The organism is Sphingomonas sp. NFR04, assembly GCF_900114095.1.
In the GTDB taxonomy this organism is placed as follows: Bacteria; Pseudomonadota; Alphaproteobacteria; order Sphingomonadales; family Sphingomonadaceae; genus Sphingomonas.
The window spans coordinates 69,610-95,806 of the sequence record NZ_FORV01000006.1 but is presented as its reverse complement, the minus strand read 5'-3'; the positions used below and the strand labels follow the sequence as shown (position 1 = coordinate 95,806).

Below are 26,197 nucleotides of genomic sequence, written 5' to 3'. Positions count from 1 at the left end.
GTATCCTCCCCCGCCAGGGGGAGGTGGCGCCGAAGGCGACGGAGGGGGAGGATGCACGCAGGCCGGAGAGGTTCTGGCATCCTCCCCCTCCGTCGCGCTTCGCGCGCCACCTCCCCCCGCCAGGGGGAGGATACACTCTGACCCGCACCGCAACGCTCTGGACCTCCCGGGAATCTCCGCTACCCTCCCCCACACCATAAAGGGGGAAAAGCCTTGGATCGTCGTACCTTCCTCGCGTCATCGAGCACGGCCGCCCTGGCCGTACTGCTCCCCGCCGCGGCCCGCGCCGCCATGGCCGGCACGCGCGATGCCGAGATCAATGCCGTCTACAACCAGATCGTCGCCGAACGCATCCAGCGTTCGCCGGAGTTCGCCACCTCGCTCGGCTTCGACAAGGGCCCCAACGCCGCGCTCAAGCACAAGCTGAGCGACGACAGCCCCGCCGCCAAGGCCCGCAACCTCGCCGATACCAAGGCAGCGATCGCCAAGATCGAGGCGTTCGAGCCCGCCAGCCTGTCCGAAGCCGCGCGGCTCGACCGCGAAGTGGTGCTCTACTCGCTGCGCAGCGCCACCGTCTCGCAGGACAAGTTCCAGATCGATTCGGTCGGCCGCCCCTTCCCGATCACCCAGCAGGGCGGCGCCTATTTCTCGACGCCGGACTTCCTCAACTCCAGCCACACCATCGTCACCCAGGACGATGCCGAGGCCTATCTGGATCGCCTCGATGCCTTCGCCCGCGTGCTCGACCAGGATACGGCGGACCAGAAGGAAGCCGCCGGCCGCGGGCTGGTCGCGCCGGTCTTCTGCCTCGAACTGACGCTCGCCCAGATGGCCAAGCTGCGCCAGCCCGATCCGGCTGCGAACACGCTCACCCAATCGCTGGTCCGTCGCGCCGCCGCCAAGCAGCTCCAGGGCGACTGGCAGGGCCGCGCCGCCAAGATCGTCGGCGACAAGGTCTATCCCGCACTTGACCGGCAATATGCGCTGATCAAGGAGCTTCACGCCAAGGGCCGCCCCTCGGCCGGACTATGGGACGTGCCGCGCGGCCAGGAAATCTATGCCGCCGCGCTGGAGCAATGGACCACGACCAGCTTCACCCCCGATCAGGTCCACAAGATGGGTCTGGAGCAGGTGGCGGAGATCAGCGCCAAGCTCGATGCGCTGCTGAAGGCGCAGGGCATGACCCAGGGCAGCGTCGGCGCGCGGCTGACCGCGCTCAACGAGCGTCCGGACCAGCTTTATCCCGATAGTGCGGAGGGCCGCGCTGCGCTGATCGCCGGGCTCAATGCCGGCATCCAGAACGTCGCCGCGCTGCTGCCCAAGGCGTTCCTCAACCCCAACAAGGCGCCGCTGGAGATCCGCGCGGTGCCGGTGGAGATCCAGGACGGCGCCTCGAACGGCTATTACACCCGTGCCGCGCTCGACGGCTCGCGCCCGGCGATCTACTGGATCAACCTCAAGAGCGTCGCCGACTGGCCGAAATATTCGCTGCCGGCGCTCACCTTCCATGAGGGCCTGCCGGGCCACCATCTCCAGATCAGCACCGCGCAGGCGGCCGAAGGCCCGCTGATCCGCAAGTTCGGCTTCTTCAGCGCCTATACCGAAGGCTGGGCGCTCTATGCCGAGCAGCTGGCCGACGAGCTCGGCGCCTATCACGGGCCCCTCGAGCGCGCCGGCTACCTCCAGTCCTTCCTGTTCCGCGCGGTGCGGCTGGTGGTCGATACCGGCATCCACACCCAGAAATGGACCCGCGACCAGGCGACCGATTACATCGTCCAGAACACCGGCTTCGCCCGGCCGCGCTCGCAGCGCGAAGTGGAGCGCTATTGCACGATGCCGGGCCAGGCCTGCGCCTATAAGCTCGGCCATATCGCCTGGACCCGGGCGCGCGCCAATGCCCAGAAGATCGCCGGGCAGAAGTTTGATCTCCAGCAATTCCATGAGGTTATCCGGCTGGGCGCGATGCCGCTCACCATGTTCGAACGGCTGGTGGAGGAACGCGCCAAGGCGATGGCCTAAGCTTTGCAAGGTCCTCCCCCGCAGGGGGAGGGCTGTCGCATTTGGCCCTCGTCCCCCTCACCCTTCCCACCGCCTGCGGCGGCGGGCCCCTTCCCTCTCCAACAGGGGGAGAGGGAGTTTCGATCCCCGCTCCCTCTCCCCCTGTGGGAGAGGGAGGGAGCGCCGAAGGCGCGGAAGGGTGAGGGGCACGAGCGGCGAAATGCGATAGCCCTACCTTCCAGGGCAGGATCTTCCCGCCTGCGCCCCAGTATGGTTGCGGCGACCGGAACCGGTCGCCACAAGGGCGGTTGCCTTTCCCGTGTCCGTGAGCCCCCCATGTTCAACCTGCCCCGCACCGCCACCGCGCCCTTCTGTCCCTCCGAGGTCCGCGGCAGCGTGAGCGTGCCCGCCGGCCTGTCGCCGCTGGCCAAGCTGCTGCGCTATATGGGGCCGGGGCTGCTGGTCTCGGTCGGCTATATCGATCCCGGCAACTGGGCGACCGATATCGAGGCGGGCTCGCGCTACGGCTATGGCCTGTTGTTCGTCATCCTCGCGTCGAGCGCGGCGGCGATGGTGCTGCAATCGCTCTGCGCGCGGCTCGGAATCGCGACGGGGCGCGACCTCGCCCGGCTGGTGCGCGACCGCTATTCGCCGGGGGTCGCCAAATTCCTCTGGGTGTTCGCCGAACTGGCGATCATCGCCACCGACGTCGCCGAAGTGCTGGGCAGCGCGCTGGCCTTCCAGCTGCTGCTCGGCATTCCCTTGTGGATCGGCGTGCTGATCACCGCGTTGGACGTGGTGATCGTGCTCAGCCTCAAGGGCCAGGGCTTCCGGCAGATGGAAGCGATCATGCTCGGGCTGGTCGGCACCGTTGCCGCCTGCTTCGTCGTCCAGCTGTTCCTGTCCCCGCCGGACGGCGCAGCGGTGCTGGCGGGCATGGTGCCCGATCCCGCCCGGCTCGCCGACCCGCATGCGCTGTACCTCGCCATCGGCATCCTCGGTGCGACGGTGATGCCGCACAATCTCTATCTGCACAGCTCGGTGGTGCAGACCCGCGTTTCGGGCACCGACGAACCCGCCAAGCGCGAGGCGGTGCGCTATGCGCAGTTCGACATCATCGCCGCGCTGCTCGCCGCCACCTTCGTCAACGCTGCGATCCTGATCGTCGCGGCCTCGGCCTTCAACGCGAATGGCAACACCGGCGTGCGCGAGATCGAGGATGCCTATCGCCTGCTCACCCCCGCCACCGGCGCCGCGATCGCCGCGCCGCTGTTCGGCATCGCGCTGCTCGCTTCGGGGCAGAGCGCGACCTTTACCGGCACCATTGCGGGGCAGGTGATCCTGGAAGGCTTTCTCGACCTCAAGATCCCCTGCTGGGTCCGCCGGCTGATCACCCGAGGCCTCGCGCTGATCCCGGCGCTGGCGGGCGTGCTTCTGCTGGGCGACGGCGCGGTCGGACGGCTGCTGGTGCTGACCCAGGTGGTGCTCTCCGCCGGGTTGCCCTTCGCGATGGCGCCGCTGCTGCTGCTCACCGCCGATCGCACGTTGATGGGCCGGTTCGCCAGCCCGGTCTGGCTGCAGGCGATCGGCTGGCTGCTGTTCGCAGGGATCACCGGCGCCAATGTGTGGCTCGTTACGAGCCTGTTCGCCTGATGCGCGCCCGCTCGACGGGCCGTTCCGGCAGCGCTACAGAGCGCGCGTCATGAAACGTCCCCAGCTTTCCGTCGTCGTCCCCTGCTACAACGAAGAAGCATGTCTCGACATGCTCCACGGCCGCGTCAGCGCCGCCGCGCGTGCGGCAGTCGGCGAGTCCTACGAGATCGTCTTCGTCAACGACGGGTCGCGCGACCGCAGCTGGGAGGTGATGCAGCGCCTGTCCGCCGCGGACCCGCACCTCGTCGCGATCAACCTGTCGCGCAACCATGGCCACCAGCTCGCGCTCACCGCGGGACTCGACCTGTGCGCCGGCGAGCAGATCCTGATCATCGACGCCGATCTGCAGGACCCGCCCGAGCTGCTGACCGAGATGCGCGCCACCATGGCCGCGCAGGGCGCCGACGTGGTCTATGCCGTCCGCCGCAAGCGCGAGGGCGAGAGCCTGTTCAAGAAGGCGACCGCGGCGATCTTCTACCGCATGCTGGATCGGATCACCGACACGCCGATCCCGCTCGATACCGGCGACTTCCGCCTGATGAGCCGCCGTGCGCTCGATGCGCTGCTGTCGCTGCCCGAGCAGGCGCGCTTCATCCGCGGCATGGTCGCGTGGATCGGCTTCCGCCAGGTGCCCTTCGTCTATGACCGGCACGAGCGGCACGCGGGCGAGACCAAATATCCGCTGGGCAAGATGATCCGCTTCGCGCTCGACGCGATCACCGGCTTCTCGACCGCGCCCTTGCGCTTCGCCAGCCATGTCGGCCTGCTGCTCACCGGCGCGTCGGTGCTGCTGATCCTCTACATCCTGATCGCCTGGGCGATGGGCCATGCGATCCAGGGCTGGACCTCGACCATGCTGGTTGTCGTCGTGATCGGCGCGGTGCAGATGTTCGTGCTGGGAATGATCGGCGAGTATCTCGGCCGGCTGTATGTCGAATCGAAGCGGCGGCCGCTGTACCTGATCGCCGATGTCGCCGGGCCGGTGCAGGCGCATGCCTCGCTGGGCTACCGCCAGCAGGATTCGGGGACGATCAGCGTGTCACCCCAGGCGCGGCACAACGACGCGGCGGAGTGAAGCCTTCTAGATCCTCCCCCGGAGGGGGAGGGGGACCACCGCCAAAGGCGGTGGTGGAGGGGTGTTCCCGCTGAAACAGTGTCCTATCGCACCAGCGTCGACACCCCTCCGTCGCGCTGCGCGCGCCACCTCCCCTTTCAGGGGAGGATTGATTATTGCTTCGGTTCGGCGATCACGATGATCGACAGCCCCGGCGGCATCGGCAGCCGGCCGAGCAGGTGTCGCTCCAGCCCGAAGATCGTCTCGAACGCCTTGTTGAGCACGGCCGGCGGCGGCGAATCGTCGCTGTCGTCCTTGCCCATCAGCTTGCCCGCAAAGCGCGCCGCCACCGCTACCGGAAACAGCAGCGAGTTGAACCAGCGCAGCTTGCGCCACTTCAGCCCCGCCTTCTCCAGCGACGCGAGCAGCGTGGCCTTGGAATAGCGGCGCTTGTGGTGGTTCACCACATCGTGCGCGCTCCACATCCACTGGTGGGCGGGCACCGTGATCAGGATCTTGCCGCCGGGCTTGAGCACGCTGGCCATCGCCTTGAGCGCCGCCACATCGTCCTCGATATGCTCGACCACGTCGAGCACCGCGATCAGGTCGTAGCTGGCGGGTTCGACCCCCGTCAGTTCGGGCAGCGGCGAGGCGCCGACCGGCTTGCCCAGCCGCGCGCTGGCGATGTCCCGCGCCGCCGGATCGATCTCGATCGCGTCGACCTCGCCGAACGCGCCGAGCATCGGCAGATTGTGCCCGGTGCCGCAGCCGATCTCGAGGATCTTGGCATCCTTCGGCACCGCCCCGTAGCGGGCGAGATAGTCGGCGAGGATGTCGCGGCGGGCGCGGTACCACCAATGGGTGGAGTCATGCGCCGCCATGCGGTCGTAAACGATACGGTCCATTCAGCCGAAAACCCACAAGCGATTGAGTGCGAAAGTCGCGAAAGGCGTGACGAGCACCGCCGGCACCAGCGGCCACCAGGTGGGCCCATGGACCCAGGGGCCGGTGAGCAGCCAGGTGAAGCCGGCATTGAGCACCATGCCCGTCGCCTGCACGACGAAGAATTTCAGCTTCAGCGCCGCATTTTCCTCGGCGCCGTGCCCTTGGAAGCTCCAGCGGCTGTGCATGAAATAGCCGAACACCACCGCGACCAGGAAGCCCGCCACGGAAGCGGCCACCGGATGGATGACATAGGTGGCGAGCGGCCAGTAGACGGCGGCATAGACCACCGTCGAGAGCCCGCCGACGATGACGAAGCGGATCAGCTGGCCCAGCACCCCGCTGGCCCGCAATGCTTCCACTCTTCGTAGTACCGCCGTCATCTCGCTTGCCCTCAGACCGGGGCTCGCCCTAATGCGCGGCAGCATCCGAGGAAAGCGATTTTGACGCCCAACATTCAGCGGCTTTTCCGCCTTCGAGACGAAATCGACCGCCACTGGCTGCTCTGGACGCTGGTCGCCTGGGCGTGCGTGACCGTCTGGTTCGTCACCCAGCGCCAGGGCAATATCTACTGGCTGACGCTGGGCGATACCGACGACAATATGCGGCTGATGCAGGTCCGCGCGCTGCTGGCGGGCCAGGGCTGGTACGATCTGCGCCAGTACCGGATGGACCCGGCGCTGGGCGGGTTCGACATCCACTGGTCGCGGATCGTCGACCTGCCGATCGCCGGGCTGATCCTGCTGCTCAAGCCGTTCGTCGGCATGGCGACGGCGGAGAAATGGGCGTGCGGCGTGGCACCGCTGCTGCCGCTGTCGATCACCATGGCCGGGCTCGCGCTGACCGTACGACGTCTGGTGTCTAATTTCGCCTGGCCGATCGCGCTGGTGCTGCTGGTGAGCGTCTGCACCACGACGCTGCCGATGTACGCGCCGCTGCGCATCGACCATCATGGCTGGCAGCTCGCCGCGCTGGCGATGACCGTCGCCGGCATCGCTGATCCCCGCGGCGCGCGCGGCGGCGCCACGGTCGGGCTGGCCAGCGCCTTCTCGCTCTCGATCGGGCTGGAGCTGCTGCCCTTCTGCGCCATGGCGGGGGCAATCCTCGCGCTACGCTGGGTATGGGACGCGGCCGAGCGGCCCCGGCTGATGGTCTATGGGCTCACTTTGGGCGGCGGCTCGGCGATCGGCTTCGCGGCCTTTGCGTCCACCGCCAACCAGGCGATGCGCTGCGACGCGCTGACCCCGGTATGGCTGAGCGTGCTGGTCGCGGCGGGCGCGCTGCTGGTGGCGCTGACGCTCGCCAACCCCGCGTCGCGCTGGGTGCGGCTGGCACTGGCGGTGATCGCCGGCGGGCTGATCGTGGCGGGCTTCGTCCACTTCTTCCCGCAATGCCTCGGACGGCCCGAGCAGGTCTCGGACGAGCTGTACAAGACCTGGCTCTCCAACGTGCGCGAGGCGCGGCCGATCTACCGCCACCCGGCCGATGTCGCCGTTCCGGTCGCGATCGTCGCGGGCCTTGGGCTGCTCGGCGCGCTGCTTGCGGTGTGGAACGCGCGGCGCAGCCCCAAGCTCGTCGGCTGGGTCGCGGTCGCATTGTTCACCGCCTTCGCCGCCGCGATGCTGCTCTGGCAGATGCGCGCGGCGCCGGGCGCCCAGCTGCTCGCCGTGCCCGGAATCACCGCGCTGATCTGGATCCTGGTGCCGCTGGCCGTCCAGCGCGGGCCGCTGTGGGTGCGGATCGGCGTGGCGGTGCTTGCCTTTGTCGGCGTCGGCGTGGTCGCCAGCGGGGTGAAGATGCCCTGGGCCAACAAGACCGCATCCAAACCGGGCAGCGACAAGGTGCGCCAGGCGAACATCGCCTGCACCCGCACCTCGCAGCTGCGCACGCTGAACGCTATCCCCGCCGCGACGATGTTCACCCAGGTCGATCTCGGGCCCCGGCTGATCGTGGTGACGCATCACAATGCCGTCGCCGGGCCCTATCACCGCAACGGCCAGGCGATCCTCGACGTCCACCATGCCTTTACCGGCCCGGCCGACGGCTTCCGCCCGATCGCGGCGCGGCACAAGGCGGCCTATCTGCTGCTCTGCCCGAACATGGCGGAGACGACCGTCTACCGTTCGCACAACCCGGTCGGCTTCTACGCCCAGCTCGCCAAGGGGCAGGTGCCGGACTGGCTGGAGCCGGTGCAGCTCCCCGATGGCTCGCCCTACAAGCTGTGGAAGATCCGCTACCAGGGGCAGTGACCCCGCGCCCGGATGGACGAATGGGGCATGGCGCGGCTACAGCAGCGACCATGCCCGCAACCCCCGCCTGGCCGCCGCAATCCGCCCCCCGCCTCTTTGTCGAAGGCCCGCTTGAACCCGGCCTGCGCCGGATCGATGGCCCGCAGGCGCATTACCTGGGTTCGGTGATGCGGATGAAGCCGGGCGAAGCGGTGAAGCTGTTCGACGGCACGAGCGGCGAATGGCTCGGCATCGCCCGCGACGTCGGCAAGCGCGACCTGACGCTGGAGATCACCGAGCAGCTCCGCTCGCACGAGGCGGTGCCGGACCTGTGGCTCTGCGCCGCGCCGATCAAGAAAGGGCGCATCGACTGGGTGGCGGAAAAGGCCTGCGAGCTCGGGGTGGCCCGCCTGATGCCCGTGCTCACGCGCCGCACCGTGGTCGACCGGCTCAACCTCGATCGCCTGCGCAGCCACATGATCGAGGCGGCCGAGCAATGCGGCCGCACCGCGCTGCCCGAGCTGGTCGAGCCGGTGAAGCTGCCCGCGCTGCTCTGCGACTGGCCGGCGGAGCGCGCGCTGTTCTTCGCCGACGAGACCGGCGGCGTACCGGCGCTGGAGGCGATGCGCGCGCGTCCCGGCCCGGCCGCGATCCTCGTCGGCCCCGAGGGCGGATTCGATGCCGAGGAACGCGAAGCGATTCGCGCCGTTCCACAGGCGGTCGGCATCGCGCTCGGCCCCCGCATCCTGCGCGCGGAGACGGCCGCCGCCGCCGCCGTCACGCTGTGGATGGGTGCGGCGGGCGACTGGTAAACCGAACGGTACAAAAATCCGCTGGCGTGGTTTCGTCGGCATCGCTAAGGGCGCGAAAATGAGCACCAAGACCGTTTCGACCAAGACCGCGGCGGTCATCGAGGATCGCGCCCAGCTGGTGGAATATTTCGCCAAGGGCGAGAAGCCGGCGGAGCGCTGGCGCATCGGCACCGAGCACGAAAAGTTCGTCTACTGGATGGACGGCAGCCACCGCGCGCCGAGCTATGAAGAGCGCGGCGGCATCCACGCGCTGCTGATCGGCCTCACCGAATTCGGCTGGAAGCCGATCTACGAGGGCGAGCATGTCATCGCGCTCTCCGGCCCCGACGGCGCGATCAGCCTGGAGCCCGCCGGCCAGTTCGAGCTTTCGGGCGCGCCGCTGGAAAACCTTCATGACACCTGCGCCGAAACCGGCCGCCACCTCAAGCAGGTGAAGGCGGTGGGCGACCGGCTGGGCATCGGCTTCCTCGGCATGGGCATGTGGCCGGACAAGACCCGCGCCGAGCTGCCGATCATGCCCAAGGGCCGCTACGAGATCATGCTGCGCCATATGCCGCGCGTCGGCACGATGGGCCTCGACATGATGCTGCGCACCTGCACGATCCAGGTGAACCTGGACTATGCCAGCGAAGCCGACATGGCGAAGAAGTTCCGCGTCGGCCTGGCGCTGCAGCCGCTCGCGACCGCCTTGTTCGCCAATTCGCCCTTCACCGAGGGCAAGCCCAACGGCTTCCTGTCCTATCGCAGCCATATCTGGTCGGACACCGATCCGGCGCGCACCGGTATGCTGCCCTTCGTGTTCGAGGACGGCTTCGGCTATGAGCGCTATGCCGATTATGCGCTCGATGTGCCGATGTACTTCGTCTACCGCGACGGCAAATATATCAACGCGGCGGGCCTCAGCTTCCGCGACTTCCTCAAGGGCGAGCTGTCGGTGGTGCCCGGCGAGCTGCCGACGATCGACGATTGGGCCGACCATCTCTCCACCGCCTTCCCCGAAGTGCGGATGAAGCAGTTCCTCGAAATGCGCGGCGCCGATGGCGGCCGCTGGGGCCGCATCTGCGCGCTGCCGGCCTTGTGGGTGGGCCTGCTCTACGACCAGGGGGCGCTGGATGCGGCGTGGGATCTGGTGAAGGGCTGGTCGATGGAAGGCCGCGAGGCGCTGCGCAGCGCGGTGCCCAAGCTGGCGCTGGATGCGCCCCTACCCGGCGGCGGCAAGCTGGCGGACATCGCTGGCGAGGTGCTGGAGATCGCCGGCGCGGGGCTCAAGGCGCGCGCCCGGCTGAACGGCTCGGGCGACAACGAATCCGGCTTCCTCGATCCGCTGCGCGAGATCGTGCGCACCGGCAAGGTGCCCGCGCAGGTGCTGCTCGATCGCTACCATGGCGACTGGCAGGGGGACATCACCCGGGTCTATGGCGAGGCGAAGTTCTAAGGGCCATTGATCTCCCCCGCCAGGGGGAGGTGTCAGGCGCAGCCTGACGGAGGAGGAGGAGCGCGACGGCGGATTGGTCGCCAACCTCCCCCTCCGTCGCCTTCGGCGCCACCTCCCCCTGGCGGGGAAGGATAACGCCTAGCGGCCCTCGACTGCCGAATTTTATCCGAGGAACTGCACCAGGTTCTTGATGTCCTTGCGCAGCACGAGCTTGCCGCCATAGGCCTTGATGATCGACGCAGCGCGCCCGGCAGGATCCTGGATATCCGGGTCGGGTAGCTGGTACTTCGTCTCCGACGCGACGATACCATTTTGGTAGATCTGTGCGACGACACGGCCGTCCACTTCGATGTTGCCCCATACCTTCGACACATCGTTGTCGGCGATGCCCGTGAACGCGCGCGCCTGTTCGTCCAGCTTGCCAAACGTGGCCATTGCGTCGACGATCGACTGCGGTGGCGTTGTCGCCTTCAGGGTAGAAAGCGGGATAACCTTTGCGTCTTCCGGGATGCGAAACCCCGGCGTTGCAGCCTGCTTCTCCCGCGTGGCTCCGACAGTAGCGATGAACGAACCGATATCGTTGCGCACCGAACCAACCATCCAAATCCCCCTCGCTCATCGCACAGCCGCCCCGCCGATCTGGCAAGATCGCCGACTATACTCATGAGGATTATAGAAGAATGGAGGGTGGTGAGCGGCGCCCGCGGCATCTTGGATGCAAAATACGGTAATATGCGGCCGCAGTAGGGTGACCCGCATTGCGCCGGTGACCACCCACTCCCCCTCCCGCTTGCGGGAGGGGGAGTTCAGAGGAACAGCCGTCAGACGGTCGGCTTGCCGTCCACGCGCGCCGGCACGCCGGCACCGTCGCGCACGTCGGCCGGGAGCAAGGCTTCCGGCAGGTCCTGGTACGACACCGGACGCAGATAGCGGTCGATCGCCAGCGTGCCCACCGAGGTGCTGCGACCGTCCGAAGTCGACGGGAACGGCCCCCCATGGACCATCGCGTCCGTCACTTCGACGCCGGTCGGCCAGCCATTGGCGAGGATGCGGCCGGCCAGGCGCTCCAGCGACGGCAGCAGCTCCTGCGCGATGGCGATATCGGCGTCGTCCATGTGCAGCGTGGTGGTCAGCTGGCCCTCGATCAGCGACACCACCTGCTTCAGCTCCTCGACGCTGGCGCAGCGCACCAGCAGCGAGGTCGCGCCGAAGATTTCCTCGGCATGGCTCGGATCGGCGATGAAGTCCGCACCCTTCATCGTGAACAGCGCACCGCGACCACAGGTCGGGCCCTGCGCTTCGACGCCCTGCGCGATCTGCTGGACGGTCGAAACGCCCGAGAGCTTGGCGACGCCGCTCTCATAGGCCTTGTGGATGTTCGGCGTCAGCATCACCTGCGCCGGCGCGCCCATCATCGCTTCGCTGGCGGCGCTAAGGAAACGCTCCAGCGCCGGGCCTTCCAGCGCCAGCACCAGGCCGGGGTTGGTGCAGAACTGGCCCGCGCCCATCGTCACCGAGGCGACATAGCCCTTGCCCAGCGCCTCGGCGCGGGCTTCCAGCGCCGCCGGCAGCAGGAAGACGGGGTTGATGCTGCTCATCTCGGCATAGACGGGGATCGGCACCGGGCGGCTCTGCGCGATGCGGACCAGCGCCAGGCCACCGCCGCGCGAGCCGGTGAAGCCCACCGCCTTGATCCGCGGATCGCTGACCAGCGCGCTGCCCAGCTCGTTCGCCGTGCCGGCGACCATCGAGAACACGCCTTCCGGCATGCCGGTCTTCTCCGCCGCGCGGGTGATCGCGCTGGCTACCAGCTCGGCCGTGCCCGGGTGCGCCGGATGGCCCTTCACCACCACCGGGCAGCCGGCGGCGAGCGCCGAGGCGGTGTCGCCGCCGGCGGTCGAGAAGGCGAGCGGGAAGTTCGATGCGCCGAACACCGCGACTGGGCCCAGCGGCACCATGCGCAGGCGCAGCTCCGGCTTGGGCAGCGGCGCGCGGTCGGGGATCGCATGGTCGATGCGGACGCGGAGATAATCGCCCAGGCGCAGTTCCTTGGCGAACAGGCGCAGCTGGCCGGCGGTGCGGCCGCGCTCGCCCTGGAGGCGGGCCTGGGGCAGGCCGCTTTCCTGCATCGCGCGCTCGATCAGTTCGTCGCCCAGCGCCTCGATTTCCTCGGCGATGGCTTCGAGGAACTTGGCGCGCTCCTCGCGCGACAGGCTCGAATAGGGCAGGAACGCGGCCTCGGCGGCGGCGCAGGCGGCGTCGACATCTTCCAGCGTCGCCGTGCTGAAGCTGGGTTCGATCTCGCTGCCGGTGGCGGCGGCAACGGCGCGGAAGCCGGCGTCGCGGGCGACGCGCTTCGATGCGATGAACAATTCTCCGGTCAGCGCCATGATGAGCTCTCTCTCCGATCGACGAGGATGATTCTGAAACTGGGCGTTAGCGGTAACAGGCCGCATGCGCGACTTAGGGGCCGCGCGGGCGCGGTTCAACCACGGAGTGGCGCACGCGTCAAATGTCGGAGTAAGCTTCTATGCCGATCGCGCGCGCTCAGCCGCAGCGGCGATCGGCATAGAGCGCTTGCCACTGCCGCCCGCGCAGTTCCTCGATCCGCGCGCCGTTGCGGCGCAGCGCGGTCTTGTCGAAAAGGCCGTTCTTCACCTGGCACTGGTTGAAGAACACCGTCAGCGCGCAGGCCGCCTTGCTGGTATAGCCGATCAGCTTCCAGTCGCCCGTATAGCGATAGCAGGCGCCCACCCCGCTGCTCTGCCAATGATGGCTGCGTTCGAGCTTCTGCAGGTCGACGAGCTTGCCCTCCGCATCCTCGGCGGGCTTGCGCGCGAGTGCCTCTGCCGGTGGCGCCTCGGGCGACGGCTTGGCGGCCGGGAGCGCGGCAGGGGTCGGCGCCGGGGTTGGCGTCGCTGTGGGCACCGGCAGCGGAGCGACCACGGTGGCAGGCGCCGCCGTTTTCACGCTGGGGCCTGGCGATCCCGCCGGCGCGGGACGCGGAACGGCAGGCGCCTGGGTGGCGATGCGCGCCACCGCCTTTGGTGGCGGCGGGGCAGCGGGCGGATGCGAGGCGGGCGCGGCGACCAGCCACCATGCGCCCCCGGCGATCGGCAGCGCCGCGAGTGCCCATGTCGCCTTGCCCCGCCCCCGCTTCGTCGCAGGTGCGGGTTTGGGAGCGGCGGCCGGTCGCTTCTGGGCGACCGCGACGGCGGGCGCGAACACGGTCTCCGGTGCAGGCGGCGCAGCGGGCGCCGGGGCGGGTACGGGCGAGGCTCCGGCCGCATCCTCCTCCGGCAGCACGAGCGTGTCGAGGAACGCCAGCACCTCCGCCATCGAGCGGATCCGCTCGGCGGGGTTCGGCGCGAGCATCTTGCGGAACAGCGGCACCAGGGTCGGCGGCACCCCGTCCCAGTCGGGCAGCTGGCGGCGGCGCTCGACGGCGTCGGCCAGGGTGTTGCCCATCGCCGGCGCCTTGCCGCGCGCGAAGGCGAGCAGCACCAGCGCGGTGCTGTACACGTCGGTCCAGGGGCCGACCTCGCGACCATAGTCGCCGAACTGCTCGGGCGCGACATAGCCGAGCTTGCCGGCAAAGCCGTCGCCGACGACGGTCTCGCCGCCGATGTCGAGGCTCTTGGCGATCCCGAAATCGATGATCTTCGCCCGCGCGATCGCGCCGCCGGGCAGCAGCACATTGTCCGGCGACATGTCGCGGTGGACGGCGCCGTGCTCGTGCGCGGCCTGCAGCCCCGCCGCGAGCCGCCGCGCCAGCGTCGCGATCGCGGCCGCCGCGGGGTGCACGCCGCCGAGATGCGTCGACAGCGGCTCGCCGTCGATGAAGTCGGTGACGATATAGTAGAGGTCGAGCGTCGGATCGCGGGCCAGCACGCGGTACTGCACGATCGCCGGATGCGCGATCTGGGTGAGCACACGCGCTTCCTTGCGGAACATCGCGATGATCTTGTCTTCCTGCGCCAAGTGGCTGCGGATCGCCTTGATCGCGACGCGCTCATCGCTCTCGACGTTGATGCCCTCGAACACCTCGCCCATGCCGCCGCGCGCGATGAAGCGATCGACCCGGTAGATGCCGTTGAGCACGTCCCCGGGCGCGAGGCTGGCACCGCGACGGGCGCCACCGCCGCCGCCCGGCAGCGAGCCGCCCGCGCTGGGCTCGATCGCGACGACGGTGCGGCCGTCGCCGGGCTGGTCTTTGTCGGGCATCGCCTCGCTACTCATTCGGCCGCCAGCGCGGGGGCTTCGGCCGCCGCGCCGTCGAAACGGTAGGTGAAGCCGTCGCCATCGACGCCGACATGGATCGCCGTCACCGCCGCCCCCGCGATCTGCCGCTCGATCAGCCCCAGCGAGAGATCGGGGAGCAGCGTGTTGGTGAGGATCGCGTCGATCATGCGACCGCCCGAGGCGACTTCCTCGCAGCGCGACACGATCAAGTCGATCGTCGCCGGCGCCACGACCAGCATCGCGCCGTGATGCTCCGCAACCCGGCGGACGATGCGATCGAGCTGGAGCCTGACGATCTGCCGCAGCATCGCTGGCGACAGCGGCAGATAGGGCAGCACGCTCAACCGGCCGAGCAAGGCCGGCGGGAACACCTGGAGCAGCGCCGGGCGCAGCGCCCCGGCGAGCGCCTCGGGCACCGGCGCGGTTTCCTCGTCCTCGCAGAGGCTGGCGATCAGATCGGTGCCGACATTCGAGGTGAGCAGGATCAGCGTGTTGCGGAAGTCGATGTACCGGCCCTCGGCATCTTCCATATAGCCCTTGTCGAACACTTGGAAGAACATCTCGTGGACGTCCGGATGCGCCTTCTCGATCTCGTCGAGCAGCACCACCGAATAGGGCCGCCGCCGCACCGCTTCGGTGAGCACCCCGCCCTGGCCATAGCCGACATAGCCCGCGGGCGCGCCCTTCAGCGTCGAGACGCTGTGCGACTCCTGGAACTCGCTCATGTTGATCGTGATCAGGCTGTCGTCGCCCGAATAGAGGAGTTCGGCGAGCGCATGCGCGGTCTCGGTCTTGCCGACGCCCGAGGGACCGCAGAGCAGGAAGACGCCGACGGGCTTGTCCGGATTGTCGAGCCGCGCGCGGCTGGTGCGCAGCCGCTGGGCGATCGCCGCCATCGCATGGTCCTGCCCGATCACGCGGCGCTGGAGCCGCGTCTCCATCTCCAGGACCGCGGTGAGCTCGTCCTGCACCATCCGCCCGACCGGGATGCCGGTCCAATCGGCGACCACCGCGGCGACCATCTCCTCGGTCACCTCGCCATGCACCATCGCCCGGTCGCCGCGCGCGGCATCGGCGGCGGCGAGCGCAGCATCGAGCGAGGCATCGTCCCCGCCCGCCAACGCAGCACGCGCCTCGGCAACGGCGGCGACCGCCCTGCGCTCGCCCGCCCATTGCTGCTCGAGCGCGGCGAAGGTCGCGCGGGCCTCTGTTAGCGCCTGTTCGAGCGGTGCGATCCGCCCGGCATCGGCATAGCGCCCGGCGGCCTCGCGCTCGGCGATGCCCAGCTCGACCTCGAGCAATTCGATGCGGCGGCGCGCATCCTCGACGGGCGCAGGCGTGGCATGCTGGGAGACCGCGACGCGGGCGCTGGCCGTGTCTAGCAGGCTCACCGCTTTGTCGGGCAGCTGCCGCGCCGGAATGTAGCGCTGCGACAGCCGCACCGCCGCCGCAACCGCTTCGTCGAGCACCACCACGCGGTGATGTTCCTCCATCAGCGGCTTGACCGAGCGCAGCATCGCGATCGCCGTCTCGGTATCGGGCTCGCCGACCGCGATCGGCTGGAAGCGCCGGGTGAGCGCCGGGTCCTTTTCGAAATACTGGCGATACTCGGCCCAGGTGGTCGCGGCGATCGTCCGCAGCTGCCCGCGGGCGAGCGCTGGCTTGAGCAGGTTGGCGGCGTCGCCGGTGCCGGCCTGGCCGCCCGCGCCGATCAGCGTGTGCGCCTCGTCGATGAACAGGATGATCGGCTTGGGCGAGGCCTCGACCTCGTCGATCACCGCGCGCAGCCTTTTCTCGAACTCGCCCTTCACCCCGGCACCGGCCTGGAGCAGCCCGATGTCGAGCGCGTGGAGGGTCACCTCGGCGAGCGCGGGCGGCACGTCGCCATCGGCGATGCGGCGCGCCAGCCCCTCAACGATCGCGGTCTTGCCCACGCCCGCCTCGCCGGTGAGGATCGGGTTGTTCTGGCGGCGGCGCAGCAGGATGTCGATCGCCTGCCGGATCTCGGCATCGCGCCCGACGATCCGGTCGATCGCGCCGGCACGGGCGCGCTCTGTGAGGTCGACCGCATAGCGGGCCAGTGCGCCTTCCCCCGTGGCCGGGGCCGGCGTCTCGGCAGCGACCACCGGTTCGGCACCCGCCGCCTCGGTCGAATGGCGGACGATGTCGGCGAAGTCGGCGCCCAGCCGCTCGGCGGAAAGCTTGCGCCATTCGGCCGAGGTGGCGTGAAGCAGCCCGCGCAACGTGGGCGTCTTGAGCATGGCGAGCAGCAGGTGCCCGCTGCGCACGCGCGGTGCGGCGAACATCAGCGAGGCGAACAGCCAGCCCTTCTCGATCGTTTCCTCGATCTGCGGCGCGAAGTCCGAGATCGCGCTGGCGCCGCGCGGCAGCCGGTCCAGCGCCTCGGCAAGGTCGCCCGCCAGCCTTGCATCGTCAATCGCGAAGGCGCTGCGGATCGCGGCGACATCGTTGCCGGCATCCTGCACCAGCACGTGCAGCCAGTGGACCAGCTCGACATAAGGATTGCCGCGCATCCGGCAGAAGCCGGTCGCGGTCTCGATCGCCTTGAGGGCGGTGGGGTTTAGGCGTCCGAACAGCGCCGACCGGCTGATCTCCGTCACGTGATGGTCTCCTTGGAAAGGGTGCGGGCAAGCCGCCGGGCGCTGGGGCCGAGCCGGGCATCGGCGCGGATGCCGCCGGGCGCGGCGTGTCCGGTCCAGCCGCTCCAGCCGAGCCGTGCGCCACCGCCCAGCCGCGCCGGGCGGATCGCCTCGGACGCGACCGCAAGTTCGACGTCCCATTCGAGATGCGGCGGCGCGAAGGCATCGAGTGCCGCGACCAGCAGCGCATAGCGCTGCCCGCCGGGCAGGAAGGCGGCATGCTCGCGGGGATCGCGAATGGTGAGTTCGACGCGGAAGGCATCCTGCCAGGTCCGCACCCGGCCGCCCGCCATCGCATCCTGCCCCAGCCCCGCGCACCGCCCGCCGAGCCGCGTGCCGTCTTCGGGCTCGACCTCGCGCCACCGCGGCACGAATTCCCGGATGCACACCGGCACGCGGAGCAGATCGGCAAGCGCGTCCTGCAGCCCCGCCGGGCTGCGCGGCGAGACGAACAGCGCGGCATGCCGCAGCCGCGCGGCCGGCGGGAAGGCGCTGTCCGCGCGCCCGCCGTCCTGCGCGCCGGTGAGCGCGGCAATGCGATCGGCGAAGCGGTCGTCGGCCGGGCGATCGGCACTCGCCGCCGGGCTGGTCGACGCCCAGGCGCGGTAGAAAAGCTGCAGCATCCGCCCGGAAAGGACGTCGAGAAAGCCGCCATAGGGCTGGGTGCGCGAATAGCGCTGCTCATAGGCGGCGAACTCGCTCAGGTGGAGCGGCAACGGACCCATCGGCCCGGTGAGCCCCAGCCATTGCCCGGCGACGGTCGCGCGGCCGTCTTCCATCCGGATGTCGTCGAGTGTCGCGGCAGGGAATGCCAGCGACGGGGTGTGCTTGAGCGTGGCGATGTCCTGCGCGGGCAGCTTGGCCTCGCCGATCCGCGGCAGGCCCGGCGCACGCGCCTCCGCCCCGCGCAGCAGCGCGAGCGGACCCAGCCGGCGCAGCTGCTGCGCGGCGCGGGCGAAATAGCTCAGATGGTCGGACGGCGGCCGATGCGCGCGGGCCATTGCGCCAACCTCCCTTGCTGGAGGGTCTCGAACACCGTTTCGGTGAAGCTGTTGACCGCGGCGAACTCGCTGAGGAAGCGCTCCAGCACCGCACCGAAGACGAACATGCGGCCATTCTCGAACGCCGCTTCGTTGAGCGTGATGCGCAGTTGCTGCCCGCGCACGAAGCCGGGCTGCGCCTCGCCGGGCACGCGGCGCGAGACAGGGCGCGCGGTGACCGAGCAGACGCCGTCGACCTGGCGCCGCAGCGCCGGATCGTCGACCCGGCCGTAGAGCGCGAGGTGGCTGCGCAGCACGTCGGGGCTGCCGTCGGGATCGCTGGCGAAGCCGGTGTAATTGGGGGTGAGATGGCTCACTACCCGCCACGCTGCATCGCCGATGCCGAGCGGCGGCCGCGGCGGGGTCGGCGCGCGCAGCATCGTGATCGCGCGCACCGGCAGACCGTCTGCCGATAGCGCTGCGCCGGTGCCGCGCACCAGCTCGGGCAGCTCGCGATTAGTGACGAGCGCCCGCACCGAAAGCTCGCCGATCTCCTCGATCCGATCGGGCCGCCCGGGCGCGGTGAGGCTGATCCAGGTCTCGGTGCCGGTATAGTCGTTGCGGCGCCGTGCACGCTGCTCGCGCGTCGAGAGCCGGCGGTAGCGCAGCCGCGGCACGTAGAAGATCGCGTCGCTCCAATCATAGAGCAGCCCGGAGAAATCGTGCAGCGGCAGCACCGGCTGGACATCGTCCGCCTCGCGGCCATGCGCCTTCACGTCGAGCAGCCGCCAGACCTCGTAGTTGAGCGGGCGGGTGCGATCGGCGATCACCTGATGCTCATGCTCGAACCCGCGCAGCGGCACGCGATCGAGCTGCTTCTCGAACAGGTTGATCGCCGGCGCCGCGAACAGCCGGAAATTGGCCGAGGACAGCGCGCCGGCGAGCACCGGCGCGGCACGACGCAACAGGATGACAACGTCGCACGTCTCGCCGTCGCAGGCCGCAAAGGCGGCGCGGAGCCCTTCCAGCCGCGCGAACAGGAAGCGCTCGGGGCAGGCGAAATATTCGCCGAGCAGCCGATAGCCGCGATGCGAGCGCCGGTCGTGCGGCAGCAGGGCGTGGTCCTCGTCGAAGCCGTGCTGCGCCGGCACCGGCAGGCGCACGCCACCGGCCGCGCCGGACTCCGGCGCGCGGGCGACGACGGCAACCGCATCGCCGATCAGCTGGCGGTACAGCTCGCCCGGGACGCTGCCGGTACCGTCGAGATAGAGCGGCAGATCGTCGACCGGCAGATCGGCCAGGCGCATGCCCTCGGTGGTGCCCAGCCGCAGGCGGATGCCGGCTTCGATCGTCTCCCCGGTCCCCGCCGCGGTGAGGAACGGCGCGACCGCCGCGCGCGAGCCCAGATATTCCGCCTCGACCACGCGCAGCGGCCAGAGCGTCACCGCATGGCCGGTGACGAACTGGACGGGGGAGTTGTCCCGATCGGCGGCGAGCGCCCGCAGCCGCGTGCCGCGCGGCACGGCGACGCCTTCGGCCAGCGCCCCGTCCCCGGCATGCGGCTCGAACCCGGCGATGCAGATCGACGGAGTCGGCGCGAGATAATGCGGCTGCACCACCTGCAGCAGATGCTGGGTAAAATCGGGGAACTGGTCCTGCAGCTTGAGCTGGACGCGCGCCGCGAGGAAGGCCACGCCTTCCAGCAGCCGCTCGACATGCGGATCGACTTCGCCCGAGGCGTCGAGCCCCAGCCGGCCGGCGACGGTCGGGTGCTCCTCGCCGAACGCGCGCGCGGTTTCGCGCAGATAGACGAGCTCGTCGTTATAGGCGTGGAGGAGGCGCGGATCCATCACTGCTCCCGGAAGGCGACCGCGCCGGTTTCGATCTCGACGTCCGAGCGGAACTCGACCGGCAGCGCGGCGACGGCACTCACCAGATCGCCGCGGATCACGAAGCCGACGCTGCTGGCGCGGGTGCGACCGGGATCGACCGCGACCTCGAGGCTGCCGCGCGCCACCCGCGGCTCGAAGCGGGCAACCGCCTCGCGCATCTCGCGCGCGCGGGACTGCACGCCCGGGCGGGTGAGCAGGCTGCCGGTCAGGTCGGCAAGGCCGTAGTTGAGGACCGAACTCGCCACTTCGGGCGCCGCCGAGAGATCCTCGGCCGAGGCGAGCGAGATGGTGTTGAGCAGCCAGTTTAGCTCGCGCAGCACCGTCGTGCGCAGCGCCGCCTCGTTGAACCGCTCGATGCGCGGCACCGTGTAGAAGCGCAGCGAGGTGCGATCCATCCCGCGCACCTCGACCGATTCGTCGCGCAAGCCATCGAGCTCGAGATCGGCGACCAGCTTGTCGAACAGCGTCGGGTTGATCCGCTGCGTCATGACCGGGGATCGAAGCGGATGCGGCGAAAGCCGAGGATGCCGATGTCGGTGCCGTCGCTGGTGGTCCAGAGATGCTGGCCGAGGCCGTGCACGGCGTCGCCCGTCTCGCGCCATTCGGTACGTCGGGCGAGCCGCAGGGCGCCTTCCTCCTGCGTTTCGGTGCCGGGATAGCGCACCGGCAGCAACGCGGCGATCCCCGCGCCGCCCTGCAGGCGGATCTCGACGGGGAGCCATACCAGATCGCGCAGGTCGACGGGCCCCTCGCTGGTGATCTCCGCGACCGCCGCGAACGGAATCAGCCCCCAACGGCCCGCCACCACCGCCTCGAACATCGGCCCGAAGCGGCTGTCCGCGTCGAACAGATAGTCGAAGCGGTGGCCGTCGACCTCGCCCGGCGTATCCGGGCTCCCGTCGAGGGCGTGCTGACGCAGCAACCCTGCGTCGGGGCCTACTGCGGCGAGCGCATCGACAAAGACCTCCGCCCAGCTATCGCTCTGGACGAGCAGCGGCGCGCGTTCCTCGCCCGCCATCGCCGCCGCGCGCAGCGGCTCTGCCTCAATCGCCTGACCATAGGCGACCGACAGCATCTGCGCCTCGGGCGACAGCTGCGCCAGGGCGCGAAGATGCGTTCGCGCGCGCTCCCACGCCCCCTCGATGCACAGGATCTGGCACAGGAACATCCTAACCCGTTGGTCCCCCGGCGCCTGGCGCACGGCTTCGATCAGCGCGCGGCACGCTCCCTGAAGGTCGCCAGCGGCAAGCTGCGCGTTGATGCTCTCTTCATATGTGGCGGCCATCATCGACTTTCCTTTCGACGTCGCATCGAACCAGGATCAATCCACGGGCCTGGGGCCCTGCGCATCGCGGTCGCGGGCATAGGCGGAGCGCAGCATTCGGCCTTGCTTGTTCCGGGTTCCGCCGTTGCATTCGGAGCATGAGATTTCGAGGTTCCAAGGTCCTTCGACCCGCCGGGAGAGGCGCGCGCCGGGGTGAATCGGCTGCAGATATCCGATGCCGTCACCCTGCTGCTCCGCTTCTTCGAACAGGCCCCGCAGCTCCGGGTCGCTACTTCTTCCCGCTGACTGCGTGACGATATGATCGCCTTCGATCGCAGCCGATACCAAGTTGCTATTCTTGCACCAGAAGCACGTGAACAAGATAACGTTCTTCTCTCGAACATATTCGAAGTCGCCGTTACGATACGCGCGATTGATCACGTGCGCCTTGTAACTATTGCCCGGCCAATCGGGTACATCACAACGATTTCCCTTCCGGTCCGTTCGAATAGGCATGACTGGTCTCCGTAAGTACCTACCGCGAAAGTCTAGACGACATGCCAGGTTTCCAGCGCCGCTATTCGTCGGGCAGGAAATAGGCCATGACCCATTCCAGCTCGCTCCTGATCCGCGGGTCCGCGATGCGCGTGGCGCGTGCGGCGTAGTTGGTGGCTGGCGGCGCATCGCGCGATCGGACGATATCCGGCGTCTGGTCGAGCCGCAGCGTCGAGGGCCCCGTATAGCCCGCAAGCACCAGGGGAGCAGGCGGCGGGCCGGCGCCTTCCGGACGCGGCCCCATTACCGGGGTACCGAGCCGCATATAGGTGGTTCCACCGCCACCCCGGCCCTGCCCGCCGTCGCTATAGGCAATCATCGTCACCGCCGCGCGGATATCGCCTTCGGGCCGATCGGGGCTCCCCCGCCGTACGGTCCGTTGCCCGTCGATCGAGATGTGGAGATGCGGGTGCGACGCCGTACCGTTCCCGTTGTAGTAGAGGCTGCCCGAGCTCCACACCCAGCCGCGCGCACGGAACCGCGCCTTGATGTCGTCGGAATACAAGAACGCCATCGGCTGCGTCGCGGCCGGCATCGATCAGGCGCTCGTGTTCTTCAGGATGTCCCACTTGAACTCGGGCGCGCCGCCGGCGGCGCCGTCCTTGGTCTGCTCCTTGTAGGTCATGTGCATCTTCTCGAAGTTGAGCGAGACCATCTCCGTGGTGCGCTCGTCGCCGCTGCTGCCGCCGTGCTGGATGTTGGAGACGAGCACTTCCTCCATCTCGATCGTCAGATATTCGAGCGGGCTCGTGCCGCCGGCCTTGCGCATGGTGAGCGTCGCCTTGGTGACGTGCTTGCCCTGCGCGCAGCTGAGCATCAGCGGCATCGAGGCGAGGTCGACGAACTTGGTGATGGTGATGTCCTGGAAATTGGCTTTGCCGGTGCCGGCGCCCCCGCCCATATGCGCGGTGCCGACATTGCTCATGCCCCAGTTCCAGCCGATCACGTCGATCTCGTCATTGTGGACGGCGTCCTTGGACTCGCCTTTGATGCCTTCGAGCTTCAGGAAAATATCGACAGCCATGATTCACCCTTGGTTGGTTTGAAGCGGTAGAGAGGGAGGTTGGGCGGACCCGCGGCTCAGTTGCCGGACCTGGGCAGCCGCGAGACCATGCTCAGCGACACGTCCATGCCCTCGAGCTGGTAATGCGGGATCATGCGGAACAGCCCGCGATAATAGCCGGGGTTCTCGGGGTCCGGGATCACTTCGACCGAGGCCTGCTTCAGCGGCTTGCGGGCCTTGGTGTCCTCGGTCGAGAAGTCGGGCTGGACGTCGACATATTGCATGATCCAGCTCTGCAGATCGCGCTCGAGCACCGGCGCCTCGCGGCTGCTGCCCACCCAGTCGCGCACCATGCACTTCAGGTAATGCGCGAAGCGGCAGCTGGCGAAGATGTAGGGCAGCCGTGCCGAGAGATTGGCGCTCGCCGTCGCGTCCGGATCCTCATAGGCCTTGGGCGCGTGGAGCGTCTGCGCGCCGATGAAGGTCGCGTGGTCGGTGTTCTTGCGGTGGACCAGCGCCATCAGCCCGGCCTTGGACAGCTCCGCCTCGCGCCGGTCCGAAATCGCGATCTCGGTCGGGCACTTCACGTCGAGCCCACCCTCGTCGGTGGGGAACAGCGCAGTCGGCAGATCCTCGACCGTGCCGCCCGATTCCACGCCGCGGATGCGGGTGCACCAGCCATAGGTCTTGAACGCCTCGGTGATCCGCACGCCCAGCGCATAGGCGGCGTTGAGCCACAGATAATTGTCGTGATCGCCCTCGACCTCTTCCTCGAAGGCGAACTCCTCGACGGGATCGGTATTCGCGCCGTAGAGCGGGCGGCCCAGGAAGCGCGGCAGCGTCAGCGCCATGTAGCGGCTGTCGTTCGAGGCACGGAACGAGCGCCAGGCCATGTAATCGGTGGCGTCGAACTGCTTGGCGATGTCGCGCGGATTGGCGAGCTCGCGCCAGCTGTCCATGCCGATCAGCGCCGGCCCCGCCGCGGCGAGGAACGGCGCGTGCGCCGCCGCGCCGATCTTGGCGAGGCCCTTCATCACTTCGATGTCGGGGCCGCTATGATCGAACTGATAGTCGCAGACGATCGCGCCATAAGGCTGGCCGCCCAGCTGGCCGAACTCGGCCTCGTAGATGCGCTTGAACAGCGGGCTCTGGTCCCAGGCTGCGTCGCGATACTGGCGCAGCTGCCGGCGCGTCTCCTCCTTGGAGACATTGAGCACGCGGATCTTGAGATCCTTGCCGGTCGAGGTGTTGCCGACGAGATACCACAGCCCGCGCCACGCCGATTCCAGCTGCTGGAACTCTGGATGGTGCAGGATCGCGTTGACCTGCTCGCTGAGCTTGCGATCGATCGCCGCCTTGAGCGCGTCGACCGTCATGTAGACGTCCTCGCCGATCACCGCGGCGTCGGCGAGCGCCTGCTCGGCGAGCGTCTTCACCGCTTCCTCGATGCGCGCGCGCTTGGTGTCCGAGCCGGGCTTGAACTCGCGCTGGAGCAGCATCGCGAACTCGTCCGCGGCGCCGTCTTCCGTCAGCTGGACGCGATCGTCCTGCTGCGTTGCTTGCTGGGCCATATCTGCCTCCTGGTTCCGGGATCTGCGCTTATGCGGCCGCGTCGCCGTCGGCCGCCGTCTCGGCCGGTTCGGCATGCGCCGCGCGGCTGGCGGCGAGCGAGCGCATCAGCTCGGGGTCCTTCAGGACCTTGTCGAGCAGCTCCTGCGCGCCGGCCTTGCCGTCCATGTAGAGCATCAGGTCGTTGAGCTGCTCGCGCGCCTCGAGCAGCTTCGCCAGCGCCGGCACGCCGCGGGCGATCTGGCCGGGGCTGAAATCCTCGAGCGTCTTGAACGTCAGATCGACACCCAGCCGACCCTCGCCGGTCAGCGTGTTCTCGACCGTGAAGGCGGCGCGGGGCGCGATGCGCTCCATGCGCTCCTCGAAATTGTCCATGTCGAATTCGACGAAGTCACGCTGGTCGTGCGGCTTCTTCTCGACCAGCGACTTGCCGGAAAGATCGGACATCACGCCCATCACGAACGGGATCTCGATCTTCTGGCGCGAGCCATAGGTCTCGACCTCATATTCGATATGGACGCGCGGCGCCCTGTTCTCCTTGATGAAGCGCTGACCGCCTCTTGCCGAAACCATAGCCACCTCGTGCGTTTGCGATTGCGCGGGGGGACCGGTTGGGCTCCCGCCGTGCGACGCCTGCCGAGTAGCGGGCGGACGGCTTCAGCCGGATTTCAGAAGCCGGCAGCGAAGCTACGATGGAAATAAGCGGCTCTGGACCCACGAGAAAAGCGGCACCCTCGGCCCCCGCAATATTTCAGGCGCAACGCAATCCTCCTACCGCCCGGCACCCGGCCGCGCCTATTTCGGCGGGGACAGCTTCACACAGCAACGGGAACCGCAGCACATGGCAGCGCCGCTCGCCGCCCGACATCGCCATGCCGCAAACGCGCGCGCCGCCTTACTGGCCGCGCATGCGCAGAATGGCCTGCGCATCGACGAGCGCAGTGGGTGCGATGTCCTCGAGCACCGTCATGAAATCGAGCCCGATCCAGCCCCGCGCCCGCTCGACCAGCATCGGCACCGGGCTCGACGGTTCGTGCCGGCGGTAATAATCGAGCACCAGATCGAGCACCCGGGCCACATCCTCCCGGTTCCGCACGGTGCCGCCCACCGGCTGCATGCCGCCCTGCTCCACGTCGGCACCGGCAACGCCCTCTTCGCTCGGCATGTCGATCTCCGCGTCGACCGGCGCAGGCACGAAGCTGCGCAGCGCGATCTTTTGCGTGGAAAGCGCCCCGTACAATGCGGAAAAGTCGGTCGCGTTGCGGGCGCCGGCATTGGCCATCAGTTGCTCGTCGATGCCGTGGACGGCCGCCTCGATCCGCTCGATCGCCGCCGCGCCCGCGGTCATCGCCTCGCGGATCTCGGGCTCGGCGAGCATCGCCCGGAACATGCCATAGCCTTGCTCGCCGTCGCCGCCGCGGTGGAAACGCGCGACATCCTCGCCGGTGATTCGACCCAGCCGCGCGTGATCGGCGTAGACGACGCGCCGCAGCGGGCCCGCGAACGCCGGCACCGAGGCGAGCGCATCGAGCGCGCTCTTGCGTGCCTCGACACCATAGTCGTCAAGCCGCGGGTGCATCACCTCCCAATAACGGTCGAGCAGGCCGGCGACGAACGCCACGCCCAGCTCGACCTGGTCGAGCCTGCCCGACTCCGCCGCGGCACGGCTGAAATACACCGCGAGCCAGAGATCCTTGGTGCGCGTGGAGAGCGTCGCGATGGTGTCGAGCAGCTGCCGCCAGTCGGTGTCGGCGCGCTGCTCGACGATGCCCGAGGCGTCGATCGAGACCGACGCGTCGAATGCCTGCTCGATCGCGTGACGCTGGGGATCATAAGCGAGATCGGGGCCGGCGGGATCCTCGTCGGAGACGGGCGCCAGCAGCGTGTCGAGGGCGATGGCCATGTCGGGA

The 26,197-nt window shown here is 68.9% G+C and carries 22 protein-coding genes; 6 read left to right on the top strand and 16 right to left on the bottom strand.

Annotated elements, in window-relative coordinates:
- Positions 1–213: 213 nt before the first annotated feature.
- From BM009_RS16870 to BM009_RS16860, 3 genes are all read left to right on the top strand, one after another.
- A complete protein-coding gene (locus BM009_RS16870; protein WP_093297985.1) occupies positions 214–2,019 on the top strand; it encodes a DUF885 domain-containing protein in 1,806 nt (601 codons plus the stop codon).
- Positions 2,020–2,334: 315 nt separating this feature from the next.
- Complete coding sequence (locus BM009_RS16865; protein WP_093297983.1) at positions 2,335–3,651, top strand: Nramp family divalent metal transporter; 1,317 nt, start codon at positions 2,335–2,337, stop codon at positions 3,649–3,651.
- A 49-nt stretch (positions 3,652–3,700) separates the two neighbouring features.
- Positions 3,701–4,726: a glycosyltransferase family 2 protein gene (locus tag BM009_RS16860; RefSeq protein WP_093297982.1), complete on the top strand. Its 1,026-nt coding sequence runs from the start codon at positions 3,701–3,703 to the stop codon at positions 4,724–4,726.
- A 152-nt stretch (positions 4,727–4,878) separates the two neighbouring features.
- On the opposite strand, the gene BM009_RS16855 is transcribed toward BM009_RS16860, so the two are convergent.
- Positions 4,879–5,610: a class I SAM-dependent methyltransferase gene (locus tag BM009_RS16855; protein ID WP_093297980.1), complete on the bottom strand. Its 732-nt coding sequence runs from the start codon at positions 5,608–5,610 to the stop codon at positions 4,879–4,881.
- Positions 5,611–6,000 carry a GtrA family protein gene (locus BM009_RS16850; RefSeq protein WP_254772332.1) on the bottom strand — a complete coding sequence of 130 codons (390 nt, stop codon included), beginning with the start codon at positions 5,998–6,000 and terminating at the stop codon, positions 5,611–5,613.
- A 90-nt stretch (positions 6,001–6,090) separates the two neighbouring features.
- Here BM009_RS16850 and BM009_RS16845 point away from each other — a divergent pair, with 90 nt between their 5' ends.
- The 3 genes from BM009_RS16845 to BM009_RS16835 are packed head-to-tail and all read left to right on the top strand — an operon-like array spanning position 6,091 to position 10,122.
- Positions 6,091–7,896, top strand: a complete 1,806-nt coding sequence (locus BM009_RS16845; protein WP_093297978.1) for a hypothetical protein — start codon at positions 6,091–6,093, stop codon at positions 7,894–7,896.
- A gap of 50 nt (positions 7,897–7,946) precedes the next feature.
- Entirely contained in the window at positions 7,947–8,687 is a 741-nt protein-coding gene (locus tag BM009_RS16840) for a 16S rRNA (uracil(1498)-N(3))-methyltransferase (protein WP_093297976.1), read from the top strand.
- Between the two features lie 58 nt (positions 8,688–8,745).
- Positions 8,746–10,122 (top strand): glutamate--cysteine ligase, encoded by a 1,377-nt coding sequence (locus BM009_RS16835; protein ID WP_093297975.1) that lies wholly within the window; start codon positions 8,746–8,748, stop codon positions 10,120–10,122.
- A 162-nt stretch (positions 10,123–10,284) separates the two neighbouring features.
- Here BM009_RS16835 and BM009_RS16830 read toward each other — a convergent pair whose 3' ends face one another.
- From BM009_RS16830 to tssA, 14 genes are all read right to left on the bottom strand, one after another.
- Complete coding sequence (locus BM009_RS16830) at positions 10,285–10,722, bottom strand: hypothetical protein (RefSeq protein ID WP_093297973.1); 438 nt, start codon at positions 10,720–10,722, stop codon at positions 10,285–10,287.
- Between the two features lie 221 nt (positions 10,723–10,943).
- Positions 10,944–12,512 (bottom strand): aldehyde dehydrogenase (NADP(+)), encoded by a 1,569-nt coding sequence (locus BM009_RS16825; RefSeq protein WP_093297972.1) that lies wholly within the window; start codon positions 12,510–12,512, stop codon positions 10,944–10,946.
- A 157-nt stretch (positions 12,513–12,669) separates the two neighbouring features.
- Positions 12,670–14,346 (bottom strand): serine/threonine-protein kinase, encoded by a 1,677-nt coding sequence (locus tag BM009_RS16820; RefSeq protein ID WP_175488090.1) that lies wholly within the window; start codon positions 14,344–14,346, stop codon positions 12,670–12,672.
- Between the two features lie 11 nt (positions 14,347–14,357).
- The gene (gene tssH, locus BM009_RS16815; protein ID WP_093297969.1) at positions 14,358–16,985 is read right to left on the bottom strand and encodes a type VI secretion system ATPase TssH; all 2,628 of its coding nucleotides are present in this window, start codon (positions 16,983–16,985) and stop codon (positions 14,358–14,360) included.
- The gene (gene tssG / locus BM009_RS16810; protein WP_093297967.1) at positions 16,982–18,025 is read right to left on the bottom strand and encodes a type VI secretion system baseplate subunit TssG; all 1,044 of its coding nucleotides are present in this window, start codon (positions 18,023–18,025) and stop codon (positions 16,982–16,984) included. The genes tssH and tssG overlap by 4 nt, the downstream gene beginning before the upstream one ends.
- A complete protein-coding gene (gene tssF, locus BM009_RS16805) occupies positions 17,989–19,854 on the bottom strand; it encodes a type VI secretion system baseplate subunit TssF (RefSeq protein ID WP_093297966.1) in 1,866 nt (621 codons plus the stop codon). Before tssF ends, tssG begins: the two co-directional genes overlap by 37 nt.
- Positions 19,854–20,384, bottom strand: coding sequence for a type VI secretion system baseplate subunit TssE (tssE, locus tag BM009_RS16800; RefSeq protein WP_093297964.1), 531 nt, complete (start codon positions 20,382–20,384; stop codon positions 19,854–19,856). The genes tssF and tssE overlap by 1 nt, the downstream gene beginning before the upstream one ends.
- Complete coding sequence (locus BM009_RS16795) at positions 20,381–21,184, bottom strand: type VI secretion system accessory protein TagJ (protein ID WP_254772331.1); 804 nt, start codon at positions 21,182–21,184, stop codon at positions 20,381–20,383. Before BM009_RS16795 ends, tssE begins: the two co-directional genes overlap by 4 nt.
- A gap of 33 nt (positions 21,185–21,217) precedes the next feature.
- Positions 21,218–21,676, bottom strand: coding sequence for a hypothetical protein (locus tag BM009_RS16790; protein ID WP_175488089.1), 459 nt, complete (start codon positions 21,674–21,676; stop codon positions 21,218–21,220).
- A 61-nt stretch (positions 21,677–21,737) separates the two neighbouring features.
- The gene (locus BM009_RS16785) at positions 21,738–22,229 is read right to left on the bottom strand and encodes a hypothetical protein (RefSeq protein WP_139216664.1); all 492 of its coding nucleotides are present in this window, start codon (positions 22,227–22,229) and stop codon (positions 21,738–21,740) included.
- A gap of 24 nt (positions 22,230–22,253) precedes the next feature.
- Positions 22,254–22,739 (bottom strand): Hcp family type VI secretion system effector, encoded by a 486-nt coding sequence (locus BM009_RS16780; RefSeq protein WP_093297961.1) that lies wholly within the window; start codon positions 22,737–22,739, stop codon positions 22,254–22,256.
- 56 nt (positions 22,740–22,795) lie between these two features.
- Positions 22,796–24,289: a type VI secretion system contractile sheath large subunit gene (gene tssC, locus BM009_RS16775; RefSeq protein ID WP_093297960.1), complete on the bottom strand. Its 1,494-nt coding sequence runs from the start codon at positions 24,287–24,289 to the stop codon at positions 22,796–22,798.
- A gap of 28 nt (positions 24,290–24,317) precedes the next feature.
- Positions 24,318–24,860 carry a type VI secretion system contractile sheath small subunit gene (gene tssB, locus BM009_RS16770; protein ID WP_093297959.1) on the bottom strand — a complete coding sequence of 181 codons (543 nt, stop codon included), beginning with the start codon at positions 24,858–24,860 and terminating at the stop codon, positions 24,318–24,320.
- A 322-nt stretch (positions 24,861–25,182) separates the two neighbouring features.
- Complete coding sequence (gene tssA, locus BM009_RS16765; RefSeq protein ID WP_093297958.1) at positions 25,183–26,190, bottom strand: type VI secretion system protein TssA; 1,008 nt, start codon at positions 26,188–26,190, stop codon at positions 25,183–25,185.
- Between the last annotated feature and the right edge of the window lie 7 nt (positions 26,191–26,197).

What these genes read in the sequence shown, in the direction of transcription:
- BM009_RS16865 (WP_093297983.1), top strand. Translation starts at nt 2,335, where the DNA reads ATGTTCAACCTGCCCCGCACCGCCACCGCGCCCTTCTGTCCCTCCGAG.
- BM009_RS16860 (WP_093297982.1), top strand. Translation starts at nt 3,701, where the DNA reads ATGAAACGTCCCCAGCTTTCCGTCGTCGTCCCCTGCTACAACGAAGAA.
- BM009_RS16855 (WP_093297980.1), bottom strand. Translation starts at nt 5,610, where the DNA reads ATGGACCGTATCGTTTACGACCGCATGGCGGCGCATGACTCCACCCAT.
- BM009_RS16840 (WP_093297976.1), top strand. Translation starts at nt 7,947, where the DNA reads ATGCCCGCAACCCCCGCCTGGCCGCCGCAATCCGCCCCCCGCCTCTTT.
- BM009_RS16835 (WP_093297975.1), top strand. Translation starts at nt 8,746, where the DNA reads ATGAGCACCAAGACCGTTTCGACCAAGACCGCGGCGGTCATCGAGGAT.
- BM009_RS16830 (WP_093297973.1), bottom strand. Translation starts at nt 10,722, where the DNA reads ATGGTTGGTTCGGTGCGCAACGATATCGGTTCGTTCATCGCTACTGTC.
- BM009_RS16825 (WP_093297972.1), bottom strand. Translation starts at nt 12,512, where the DNA reads ATGGCGCTGACCGGAGAATTGTTCATCGCATCGAAGCGCGTCGCCCGC.
- BM009_RS16820 (WP_175488090.1), bottom strand. Translation starts at nt 14,346, where the DNA reads ATGCCCGACAAAGACCAGCCCGGCGACGGCCGCACCGTCGTCGCGATC.
- tssG (WP_093297967.1), bottom strand. Translation starts at nt 18,025, where the DNA reads ATGGCCCGCGCGCATCGGCCGCCGTCCGACCATCTGAGCTATTTCGCC.
- tssF (WP_093297966.1), bottom strand. Translation starts at nt 19,854, where the DNA reads ATGGATCCGCGCCTCCTCCACGCCTATAACGACGAGCTCGTCTATCTG.
- tssE (WP_093297964.1), bottom strand. Translation starts at nt 20,384, where the DNA reads ATGACGCAGCGGATCAACCCGACGCTGTTCGACAAGCTGGTCGCCGAT.
- BM009_RS16795 (WP_254772331.1), bottom strand. Translation starts at nt 21,184, where the DNA reads ATGATGGCCGCCACATATGAAGAGAGCATCAACGCGCAGCTTGCCGCT.
- BM009_RS16790 (WP_175488089.1), bottom strand. Translation starts at nt 21,676, where the DNA reads ATGCCTATTCGAACGGACCGGAAGGGAAATCGTTGTGATGTACCCGAT.
- BM009_RS16785 (WP_139216664.1), bottom strand. Translation starts at nt 22,229, where the DNA reads ATGGCGTTCTTGTATTCCGACGACATCAAGGCGCGGTTCCGTGCGCGC.
- BM009_RS16780 (WP_093297961.1), bottom strand. Translation starts at nt 22,739, where the DNA reads ATGGCTGTCGATATTTTCCTGAAGCTCGAAGGCATCAAAGGCGAGTCC.
- tssC (WP_093297960.1), bottom strand. Translation starts at nt 24,289, where the DNA reads ATGGCCCAGCAAGCAACGCAGCAGGACGATCGCGTCCAGCTGACGGAA.
- tssB (WP_093297959.1), bottom strand. Translation starts at nt 24,860, where the DNA reads ATGGTTTCGGCAAGAGGCGGTCAGCGCTTCATCAAGGAGAACAGGGCG.
- tssA (WP_093297958.1), bottom strand. Translation starts at nt 26,190, where the DNA reads ATGGCCATCGCCCTCGACACGCTGCTGGCGCCCGTCTCCGACGAGGAT.